The organism is Cupriavidus sp. 8B (assembly GCF_054589115.1).
The window spans coordinates 68,521-78,639 of the sequence record NZ_BAAILO010000380.1; the positions used below are offsets into that span (position 1 = coordinate 68,521).

The 10,119-nt window shown below is 64.9% G+C and carries 9 protein-coding genes and 1 tRNA gene; 2 read left to right on the forward strand and 8 right to left on the reverse strand.

The window, feature by feature from the left end:
* The coding region (locus ACYP5B_RS35420; protein WP_459572766.1) for an acyl-CoA dehydrogenase family protein at positions 1–1,318 on the reverse strand (1,318 nt) is incomplete at its 3' end.
* 249 nt (positions 1,319–1,567) lie between these two features.
* Complete coding sequence (locus tag ACYP5B_RS35425) at positions 1,568–2,575, reverse strand: AraC family transcriptional regulator (protein ID WP_400102198.1); 1,008 nt, start codon at positions 2,573–2,575, stop codon at positions 1,568–1,570.
* 391 nt (positions 2,576–2,966) lie between these two features.
* Between ACYP5B_RS35425 and ACYP5B_RS35430 the strand changes: the two genes are divergently transcribed.
* On the forward strand, positions 2,967–3,290 hold the full coding sequence (locus ACYP5B_RS35430; protein WP_400102199.1) for a hypothetical protein: 324 nt from the start codon (positions 2,967–2,969) through the stop codon (positions 3,288–3,290).
* Here the strand turns inward: ACYP5B_RS35430 and ACYP5B_RS35435 are convergent.
* The 6 genes from ACYP5B_RS35435 to ACYP5B_RS35460 form a co-directional block, all read right to left on the reverse strand.
* A complete protein-coding gene (locus ACYP5B_RS35435; RefSeq protein ID WP_459572767.1) occupies positions 3,203–3,658 on the reverse strand; it encodes a hypothetical protein in 456 nt (151 codons plus the stop codon). The genes ACYP5B_RS35430 and ACYP5B_RS35435 overlap by 88 nt on opposite strands.
* A 135-nt stretch (positions 3,659–3,793) precedes the next feature.
* Positions 3,794–3,870 (reverse strand) — tRNA-Met (locus tag ACYP5B_RS35440).
* 199 nt (positions 3,871–4,069) lie between these two features.
* On the reverse strand, positions 4,070–5,770 hold the full coding sequence (locus tag ACYP5B_RS35445; RefSeq protein WP_459572768.1) for an MFS transporter: 1,701 nt from the start codon (positions 5,768–5,770) through the stop codon (positions 4,070–4,072).
* Positions 5,771–6,031: 261 nt separating this feature from the next.
* The gene (locus ACYP5B_RS35450) at positions 6,032–6,349 is read right to left on the reverse strand and encodes a DUF4212 domain-containing protein (RefSeq protein WP_459572769.1); all 318 of its coding nucleotides are present in this window, start codon (positions 6,347–6,349) and stop codon (positions 6,032–6,034) included.
* Positions 6,346–7,884 (reverse strand): sensor histidine kinase N-terminal domain-containing protein, encoded by a 1,539-nt coding sequence (locus ACYP5B_RS35455; protein WP_459572770.1) that lies wholly within the window; start codon positions 7,882–7,884, stop codon positions 6,346–6,348. Before ACYP5B_RS35455 ends, ACYP5B_RS35450 begins: the two co-directional genes overlap by 4 nt.
* A 109-nt stretch (positions 7,885–7,993) precedes the next feature.
* Positions 7,994–8,680, reverse strand: a complete 687-nt coding sequence (locus ACYP5B_RS35460; protein ID WP_006158053.1) for a response regulator — start codon at positions 8,678–8,680, stop codon at positions 7,994–7,996.
* Between the two features lie 298 nt (positions 8,681–8,978).
* Here ACYP5B_RS35460 and recA point away from each other — a divergent pair, with 298 nt between their 5' ends.
* Positions 8,979–10,052, forward strand: a complete 1,074-nt coding sequence (gene recA / locus ACYP5B_RS35465) for a recombinase RecA (RefSeq protein WP_267605599.1) — start codon at positions 8,979–8,981, stop codon at positions 10,050–10,052.
* Positions 10,053–10,119 lie beyond the last annotated feature (67 nt).

Below are 10,119 nucleotides of genomic sequence, written 5' to 3' on the forward strand. Positions count from 1 at the left end.
CTTCGTAGATCGGCAGGATGCGGGCATCGCGATAGTGCTGGGCCGCGCCGGTTTCCTCGATAAAGCCCATGCCGCCGTGCACCTGCACGCCCAGGCTGGTGACATCGATCGACAGCTCCGTGCTCCAGCCCTTCACCACCGGCACCAGGAACTCATAGAAGGCCTGGTTCTGCTTGCGCACGGCCTCGTCTGGATGCTGGTGCGCGGCATCGCTGGCGGCCGCCGCCACGTAGGCCACGGCACGCGCGCCTTCGATCAGCCCACGCATCGTCATCAGCATGCGCTTGACGTCGGGGTGGTGGATGATGGTCACCGCTTCGCGCGCGGAGCCATCGACCGGGCGGCTCTGCACGCGCTCGCGCGCATAGGCCACGGCCTGCTGGTAGGCGCGTTCGGACACCGCGATACCCTGCATGCCGACCGCGAAACGCGCCGAGTTCATCATGATGAACATGTACTCGAGGCCGCGGTTCTCTTCGCCGACCAGCGTGCCGAGCGCGCCACCATGGTCGCCGAACTGCAGCACCGCCGTGGGGCTGGCCTTGATGCCCAGCTTGTGCTCGATCGACACGCAGTGCACGTCGTTGCGCTCGCCCGGCGTGCCGTCGGCGTTGACCAGGAACTTGGGCACGACGAACAGCGAGATGCCCTTGACGCCCTCGGGCGCGTTGGGGGTACGCGCCAGCACGAGATGGACGATGTTCTGCGCCATGTCGTGTTCGCCGTAGGTGATGAAGATCTTGGTGCCGAAGACCTTGTAGGTGTCGTCGCCCTGCGGCTGCGCGCGGGTGCGCACGGCAGCCAGGTCCGAACCGGCCTGCGGCTCGGTCAGGTTCATGGTGCCGGTCCACTCGCCGGAGATCAGCTTCGGCAGGAAAGCGGCCTTCTGTTCGTCCGAGCCGGCCGTCAGCAGCGCCTCGATGGCGCCGTCGGTCAGCAACGGGCACAGCGCGAACGACAGGTTGGCGCTGTTCAGCATCTCGTTGCAGGCGGTGGCGATCAGCTTGGGCAGGCCCTGGCCGCCAAACTCCTGCGGATGCAGCACGCCCTGCCAGCCGCCTTCGCCGAACTGGCGGAAGGCATCCGTGAAGCCGGGCGTGGTAGTCACCACGCCGTCCTTCCAGCTGCTGGGATCCAGGTCGCCGGCGCGGTTCAGCGGCGCCACCACCTGCTCGTTGAACTTGGCCGCCTCTTCGAGCACGGCTTCGGCCGTTTCCGGGGTGGCTTCGTCGAAGCCGGGCAGCTGGCTGACGGCTTCCAGGCCAGCCAGCTCGTTCATGACGAACAGCATGTCTTTGAGCGGCGCGCGGTAGGTCATCGATGTCTCCTGTCTCACTACATATATGGCTAAGCGGCGTTGCCCAGGGCATGTGCCGGATGCCTGATCGTAGCGCCGGAGCCGCCTTCGCTCACTACCAAAAGCTGCCCATTCATTGACAAATCCTGCCGCTTTGCACCACGGCGTGAGGTCGGCTGCACCGCGGCAGCAGGGCGCGCAAGCCCGGGCGGGCAGGGCGCCTGGTTGGCAGGATTTGTCAGGAAACCGACCAATCCCTGCCCGCAGCCGCTAGCGGCCGCCGCCTTCGGGCATGGTCCTGTAGGCCTTGGGGGTGCTGCCGGTCCAGTGCCGGAAGGCACGGTGGAACGCGGTAGGGTTGTCGAAGCCAATGTCATACGCGATGGCCGCGATGGCGTCCGAGGTGCGCGTCAGCCGCAGGATAGCGATGTCGCGCCGCACCTCGTCCTTGACCGTCTGGAATGTCGTGCCTTCGGCCGTCAGCCGGCGGCACAGCGTGCGCACGGAAAAGTGCAGGTCTTGCGCGACCGTTTCGATGGTTGGTGTCGCCGGCAGGCAATCGGCCAGGTATTGGCGCACGCGGTGGCAAACCATCTGCTCCGCGAACGAGACAAAGATCCAGTCTTCCGGTGCGCGCGCCAGGAAGGTCTGCAGGTCGGCCTTGCGCCGCCGTATCGGCATATCCAGGTAAGCCGCGTCGAAACTAAGCTGCGTCTGCCCGCAGCTGAACTGAACCGGGCCGGGAAACTGGTAGAGATAGTCGCTGGCGTGCGGGCGCGCGAAGTCGAACTCCACCTTGGCCAGCGGAATGCGCCTTGCCACCAGCCATGAGGCCACGCCGTGTACCAGCTTCAGCATCAGTTCACGGCCAAGCTCGCTAACGCCAGGGCCAGACGGGTCGGATACCAGCGCAACGCGCCCAAGCGCGTCCTCGCGCCCGGATTCCAGCCTGAAATCGTCCAGGATCAGGTAAAAGAACTGGCCAAAGCGATGTAGCGCCACCTCCAGGCGCGGCGCATCCAGCAGGCTCAGGCACAGGTACTTCAGGGTGCCATTGCGCAACGGCCGGCTGAAGATGCCCGGCATCTCGTCATCCAGCTCGGTCGCAAGCAGCCGGTACAGCGTGGAGAACTGCTCCTCGGTGACCCGGGCGCCCGGCGTCTGCAGCAAGCCGTATGCGATGCCGGACTGTCCGGCCACACGCTGGATGACTGCCGGGTCCGCGCTGGCCAGGAAGCCGTTGACCAGGGAGATGGGAACGGTGGCGGAGGGGTTCAATGGTGTTGGAGAGGTGTGCCTGGGCCAGGAATGTCCGGCATGTCCCGCGGACGGTGGCATATTTTGTCATAAGCCAGGCCTGCGGGCCATTCGGGCGCTGGTGAGCTCACGGATAGTCCCGCCATCTGGACGGGGCAAGGCTGTATGCGATTCTGCCAGCAGCTTATGTCTGATCGAGGTACGCGGCACCTTCTCATGCCGCGAGATGCGCCGACGTCATGTCCAGCCTGCAGACCGCTGGCAATAGTGGTGGCAGTCAGCCAGGCAGGGCCATCCATGGCTCCGGTGCCCGCGACTTTTTGGTACGCTGGTGTTGTACCTGCCGCTGTCGTACCTGCATGCTTGCGTGAGCTTTGCACTTCACAGGCTGGTCGCGGCCAAAGGAGTGATCATGCAAGAACTGGCATTTCGCACGCTGCTGTACCGCTATTTTTTCTTCGGCTGGCTGTTCCGGGACGCCAGCCAGGGCAACCGGGCTGAACGAGCCCTCGCCTGGCATTTCAACAAGGCACGCGCGCATTGGCTGCGGACATACATGCGGCGCTGGATCTGGTGCGGCGTCATCTTCTATGGTTTGGGTAGCGTGGTGGAGCTGATGTTGTGCGCGCCTGCGCTGTCCGCGCTCTTCTACGTGCCCGGCGTGCTCAGCGTGCCAGTCAACGTTGTCATCTTGGTGCTCTGGATCGGCCTGAAGACGTTGCCCGGGCCGCTGTGAGCGGTGGCCTGGATCGCCTTCGCAGTTATCCGACCTTTGCCATCGATGATCTTGGCTTTCGGATCGCCGGATCGGTTGAGACCAGCCTTTGATTGACGCGCCGGCGACCAGATGATCTGGGAGGCGGCGAGGGCGGCATTGTTCTGGAGGTGACTGGCGGCGCCCTGGGTATCGATGATGACGACGTCATAATTGTCGTCGGACATGATGGGGGAGGCGAGGGCGCGGGAGAGTTGGAGCATGCCGTCGGCACGGATGGCGAGCCTGTGCTGGATGGCGCCTTCGGGGTCATCGCTGAGGGTGATGTCCGGGCCGTCGAGGGAAGCCGCGAGCGTGGTCTTGCCGACCCCGCCCTTGGTGGACAACATGCAGAACTTGATCGATGTTGTTGGCGCTAAGGAAGTGGAAACTTCGGGAGGCCAAAAGAAAAAACCTCTTCAGATCAGAGATCCGAAGAGGTTTTTCCAAGGTGCGCTCCCCTAAAGCGAAGGCACCCAACTGTATGGTGGCGAATCAGGGACTCGAACCCCGGACCTGCGGATTATGATTCCGTCGCTCTAACCAACTGAGCTAATTCGCCGAACAAGACCGAAATTATACATGGCATTTGGAGGCTGTCAACACCCCCCCTCTTCAAAAAGTTTAGAGGGTGTCGAACGGCATCTCGCGCGGCCTGCAAAAAAACCGGCGGGCCTTGCGGCCCGCCGGTGGAGCGACTGACTACCGGATCAGTCGTGCATGAGCCTGGTGCCCGGGACGACGGGCCAGCTCACGCGCCTTTAGTCGTTGGCGTAGATATTGACGTCCTTGGTTTCGCGGACGAACAGCGAGCCGATGACCAGGGTGACGCCCGCGATGATGATCGGGTACCAGAGGCCGTAGTAGATGTTGCCGTTCTGCGCCACCAGCGCGAAGGAGATGGTGGGCAGCAGGCCGCCGAACCAGCCATTGCCGATGTGATACGGCAGCGACATGGACGTGTAGCGGATCCGGGTCGGGAACATCTCCACCAGCATCGCGGCGATCGGGCCGTACACCATGGTCACGTAGATCACCAGGATGACGAGGACCACCAGCACCATGATGGTGTTCATCTGCGCGGGGTCTGCCTTGGTCGGGTAGCCGGCCGCGGCCATCGAGTCGCCCACCTGCTTCTTGAATGTGGCGATCTGCTTCTTGCTGGCGTCGTCGAAGCTGTGGCCCGCCGGTACCAGGGTGGCGTTCAAGGAGGCAAACTCCTTGTCGCCGATCTTCACCGTGGCTACGGTGCCGGCCGGGGCTTCCACCACTTCGTAGCTTGCCGAGGCTTGTGCCAGCGTCCGCTTGACGATGTCGCAGGAGCTGCGGAAATCGATCTCGCGGGCGATCGGGCTGCCCTGGAAGGAGCATTGCTTCGGGTCCGCGGTCACCACGATCTGGGCGCTTTGCTGCGCGCGCTCCAGGGCGGGGTTGGCGTAGTGGGTCATGGCCTTGAACAGCGGGAAGTAGGTCAGCATCGCCAGCGCGCAGCCGGCCATGATGATCCACTTGCGGCCGATCTTGTCCGACAGCGAGCCGAAGAAGATGAAGAACGGCGTGCCGATCACCAGGGCGCCCGCGATCAGCAGGTTGGCGGTGGTGGCGTCGACCTTGAGCACCTGGGTCAGGAAGAACAGCGAGTAGAACTGGCCCGTGTACCACACCACGGCCTGGCCGGCGGTCAGGCCTACCAGCGCCAGGATCACGATCTTCAGGTTGCGCCATTGGCCGAACGACTCGGTCAGCGGGGCCTTGGAGGTCTTGCCCTCGGCCTTCATCTTCTGGAAGGCGGGCGATTCGCTCATCGACAGGCGGATGTAGACCGATACGCCGAGCAGCAGGATCGAGACCAGGAACGGAATGCGCCAGCCCCAGACGTCGAAGTTCGGACCGGTCAGGTTGCGGCACAGCAGGATCACGATCAGCGACAGGAACAGGCCGAGCGTGGCGGTGGTCTGGATCCATGCGGTATAGGCACCGCGCTTGCCGTGCGGCGCGTGCTCGGCCACATAGGTGGCGGCACCGCCGTACTCGCCGCCGAGCGCCAGGCCCTGCAGCATGCGCAGCCCGATCAGGATGATCGGGGCCGCCCAGCCAATGGTGCCGTAGCCTGGCAGCAGGCCCACGATAAAGGTGGACGCGCCCATGATCAGGATGGTCACCAGGAAGGTGTACTTGCGCCCGATCATGTCGCCAAGGCGGCCGAACACCAGCGCGCCGAACGGCCGCACGATGAAGCCCGCGGCAAAGGCTAGCAGCGCGAAGATGAAGGCGGCGGTTGGATCGAGGCCGGAGAAGAACTGCTTGGCGATGATGGCTGCCAGCGAACCGTAAAGATAAAAGTCGTACCACTCGAATACCGTGCCGAGCGAGGAAGCAAAAATCACCTTCCGCTCTTCGGGCGTCATCGCAGAGCCCTGGGTTGTGCCTCCGGGCATTGCCACGTTCTGTGCGTTAGCCATTGTCTCCTCCGTGTTTGATCGGAATCTTTCGTGGGGCCGCTGGCACGCTCGCGCTGTCGCGGGCGCGCCATTGCCTCCGAAGTTGCAATGGATTGTGGGAGGCGAAACTTACTGCGTTCTGACAATTTCCGCCCGGTAAGCCGCTAAATGCTCGGGGTATACGCTAAGCAAGAAGCGGGTTCTGCATTGCTGCGCCGCGAAGCGTGCGGTCGCGGAAGATCGCGCCGGAACAAGCGCCAGGCGGCGCCATTGTATTTCTTGCTATGCAGCATCGTCGTGGCGCTGCGCGACCGCGGCCCGATCGTCGGCATCGTCGTCGTCCTCGCGGTTCATCCGCCAGGCGTAGAGCGCGGCCATGAGCACGTAGACGATCAGCGCGCCCTGCGCGCCGACCCAGAACGAGAAGGGCCAGCCGAAGAAATCGAAGCGCAGTTCGCGGGCGAACCAAGCGACGCCGAAGGTGACCACGAACCAGATCGACAGCAATACGGTGATCCAGCGCAGGTTGCGATGCCATGCACGGCGTTCGGACTGGTCGGCCTGGTCGCGCCCGCCGCGCGCGTGCTCGGGGTTGGTCATGCAGGCTCCAGGGGAGATGGCCGGCGCAGCGTGATGCGAAAGCACGCGCCGGCCAGGCGCGGCTCCGCCTGGTAGACGTGGTCGAGGATGCTGACATCGCCGCCGTGCTGCTGCACGATCTCGCGCACGATGGCCAGGCCCAGGCCGCTGCCCTGGGTCTTGGTGCCGAGCACGCGGTAGAACCGCTCCATCACGCGCTCGCGCTCGGCCACCGGGATGCCGGGGCCGGTGTCTTCCACTTCGAGATACGCGAAGGGCTCGAAGGCATCCGCGCTGACGCGCACGGTGGCGTTGCCATCGGCCGGCGTGTAGCGGATGGCGTTGTCGATCAGGTTGTTGAGCATCTCGGTGAGCATCAGACGGTTGCCTTGCACCATCACCGGGTGGTCGTCGGCATCCACGCCGAGATCGATGCGGCGCGCCCACGCCTGCGGCAGCCAGTCCTTGACCACCTCGCGCGCGAGCGCGGCCAGGTCCAGCGGCGCCATGCTGCCGGCGCTGGCCAGGTTCTCCATGCGCGCCAGCGACAACAACTGCGTCACCAGGTGGGCCGCGCGTTCGGAGCTGCCCGCGATCTGCGCCAGCGACTTGCGCAGCTCCTCGGGCGATTGCTCGCGCTGCGCCAGCTCCGCCTGCATGCGCAGCCCGGCCAGCGGTGTCTTCATCTGGTGGGCGGCATCGGCGATAAAGCGCTTCTGCGTCTGCACCGAAATATCCAGCCGCGCCAGCAGGTCATTGAAGGAGGCGACCAGCGGCGTGATCTCCTGCGGCGCGGCGCGCTCGTCGATGGGGCTGGTGTCGCCGGGATTGCGCGCGCGGATCCGCTGCTGGATCGAGGTAAGCGGGGCCAGCCCGCGTGTGAGGCCGAACCACACCAGCACCACCGCCAGCGGCAGGATCACGAACTGCGGCAGGATCACGCCCTTGATGATTTCATTGGCCAGCCGCGCGCGCTTGTCGAGCGTCTCGCCAACCTGCACCAGCACCGGCTGCGCGTCGCCCGCCTGCTTGAGATCGACATAGGTGTAGGCCACGCGCACGTCGTTGCCCGCGATGCGGTCGTCGCGCAGCGAGACCAGCCCGGCGTGGCCGCGATCATCCTCGCCGGGCAGCGGCATGTCGTGGTCGCCGGCGACGAACTCGCCGTGGGTGCCCACCACCTGGTAGTAGATGTTGTCGGTTTCATCGGCCCGCAGGATCTCGCGCGCGGACAGCGGCAGCTGCAGCGTGACGCGCCCGTTGACCTCGCGCACCTGCTGCGAGAGCACGATGGCGCTGGCCTCCAGCGAGCGGTCGAAGGGCCCGTTGGCGATGGATTTCGCCACCAGGTAGGTCACGGCAATGCTCATCGGCCATAGCAGCAGCAGTGGCGCCAGCATCCAGTCCAGGATTTCGCCGAACAGCGAGCGCGGCGATGGATGGCCCGCGCTGTCCTCAAGGTGCGGCAGGGCGTCGGCCAGCGTTTCGTCGCTGACGATCTCATCGGGCGGGGAGGGCGGGCGCGCGCGCCGCCGTGGCAGTCGCAGCAGGCTCATGGGGAGGAGGTGGGGCAGGTCGTGGCGGTGTCGCCGGCCGGTCGTGAAAGGGAAACGGCGCTAATGCCGATTTTAATGCCGAATCTGATGCCGAATCTGATGGCGCTTTCTAGTCGTGCGCCACGGCGGCCTGGAATTTCTCCAGGCAGTAGCCCAGCCCGCGTACCGTGGCAATGCGGATGCCGCCCACCTCGATCTTCTTGCGCAGCCGGTGCACATAGACTTCGATGGCGTTGTTGCTGACCTCTTCGCCCCATTCGCACAGGTGGTCGACCAGCTGCTCCTTCGACACCAGCCGCCCGGTGCGGGTGAGCAGGATCTCCAGCAGCCCGACTTCGCGCGCGGACAGATCCAGCATCTGCTCGTTCAGGTAGGCGATGCGGCCAACCTGGTCGAAGGCCAGCGGGCCGTGGTGCGTGAGCGTGGCGCCGCCGCCGGCGCCGCGCCGCACCAGCGCGCGTACGCGGGCTTCCAGCTCGGACAGGGCGAAGGGCTTGGCCATGTAGTCGTCGGCGCCCAGGTCCAGGCCCTTGACGCGCTCGTCGACGCCGTCGGCCGCGGTCAGGATCAGCACCGGCAGCATGGCGCCGCGCGTGCGCAGGCGCTTGAGCACTTCCAGCCCGGGCATGCGGGGCAGGCCCAGATCGAGGATCAGGAGGTCGAAGGTCTGGGTCGAGAGGGCCGAATCGGCTTCAACCCCACTGGCAACATGGTCGACGGCATAGCCGGAGTGACGTAATGAGCGCGTCAGGCCGTCTGCCAGCACATCGTCATCTTCAGCGATCAGAATACGCATGGTTGTCTCCACCCTGGCCCGGCTTAGTCGTTGCTTTACATCAAATGACGCGTGCGGGACTTGCCAAGCATACTGTTTTTTTATACAGTACTCGCTTGATCCAGTCGCGCAGTGAGCGGGCCGGATCGTACTGAATTTAGTAACGAACGTATTACCGACGTTTGCCCAGTGTTTGCCCCTGCTGCCAGGTTCATTGTCATCAGGAGTTCGCAGCGCGGCGCGGGTCGGGCGGTTACCCGCAAAAGCAGGCAGCGCGCCACATGCGGCCTATTTATACACCATTGACGGAAGGACGACCATGGATGACGGCAAGAAGGCGGGTGCTGGCGTAAGCGCCGAAAAGCAGAAGGCGCTGGCGGCCGCGCTGGCCCAGATCGAGAAGCAGTTCGGCAAGGGCTCGATCATGAAACTGGGCGAGGCCGACATCGACCAGGATATCCAGGTCGTGTCCACCGGCTCGCTGGGCCTGGACATCGCGCTGGGCGTCGGCGGCCTGCCGCGCGGCCGCGTGGTGGAAATCTACGGCCCGGAATCCTCGGGCAAGACCACGCTCACGCTGCAGGTCGTGGCCGAGATGCAAAAGCTGGGCGGCACCTGCGCCTTTATCGATGCCGAGCACGCGCTCGACGTCAACTATGCCGGCAAGCTCGGCGTGTCCGTGGGGGACCTGCTGATCTCCCAGCCCGACACCGGCGAGCAGGCACTGGAAATCACCGACGCGCTGGTGCGTTCGGGCTCGGTCGACCTGATCGTGATCGACTCGGTGGCGGCCCTGGTGCCCAAGGCCGAAATCGAAGGCGAGATGGGCGATTCGCTGCCGGGCCTGCAGGCTCGCCTGATGAGCCAGGCGCTGCGCAAGCTGACCGGCACCATCAAGCGCACCAACTGCCTGGTGATCTTCATCAACCAGATCCGCATGAAGATCGGCGTGATGTTCGGCTCGCCCGAAACCACCACCGGCGGCAATGCGCTGAAGTTCTACGCCTCGGTGCGCCTGGATATCCGCCGCATCGGCTCGATCAAGAAGGGCGATGAGGTGATCGGCAACGAAACCAAGGTCAAGGTCGTCAAGAACAAGGTATCGCCGCCGTTCCGCGAAGCCTTCTTCGACATCCTCTACGGTCAGGGCATCTCGCGCCAGGGCGAAATCATCGACCTCGGCGTGGACGCCAAGGTCGTCGAGAAGTCGGGCGCGTGGTACAGCTACAAGGGCGAGAAGATCGGCCAGGGCAAGGACAACGCGCGTGAATACCTGCGCGAAAATCCGGACATCGCCGACGAGATCGAGAACAAGGTGCGCGAGTCGCTGGGCGTGGTCCTGATGAACGGCACGCCGGCCGCCGCCGGCGCCGTGGTCACCGCCGAAGACTGAGCTTCGCCGGCCGGGGCGTTCCCGGCCGCGAACCCCACCCGGGGCGGCACGCGCAGCGACGCGCGCC

What these genes read in the sequence shown, in the direction of transcription:
- ACYP5B_RS35460 (WP_006158053.1), bottom strand. Translation starts at nt 8,680, where the DNA reads ATGCGTATTCTGATCGCTGAAGATGACGATGTGCTGGCAGACGGCCTG.
- ACYP5B_RS35450 (WP_459572769.1), bottom strand. Translation starts at nt 6,349, where the DNA reads ATGACCAACCCCGAGCACGCGCGCGGCGGGCGCGACCAGGCCGACCAG.
- ACYP5B_RS35455 (WP_459572770.1), bottom strand. Translation starts at nt 7,884, where the DNA reads ATGAGCCTGCTGCGACTGCCACGGCGGCGCGCGCGCCCGCCCTCCCCG.
- ACYP5B_RS35430 (WP_400102199.1), top strand. Translation starts at nt 2,967, where the DNA reads ATGCAAGAACTGGCATTTCGCACGCTGCTGTACCGCTATTTTTTCTTC.
- ACYP5B_RS35445 (WP_459572768.1), bottom strand. Translation starts at nt 5,770, where the DNA reads ATGGCTAACGCACAGAACGTGGCAATGCCCGGAGGCACAACCCAGGGC.
- ACYP5B_RS35435 (WP_459572767.1), bottom strand. Translation starts at nt 3,658, where the DNA reads ATGTTGTCCACCAAGGGCGGGGTCGGCAAGACCACGCTCGCGGCTTCC.
- recA (WP_267605599.1), top strand. Translation starts at nt 8,979, where the DNA reads ATGGATGACGGCAAGAAGGCGGGTGCTGGCGTAAGCGCCGAAAAGCAG.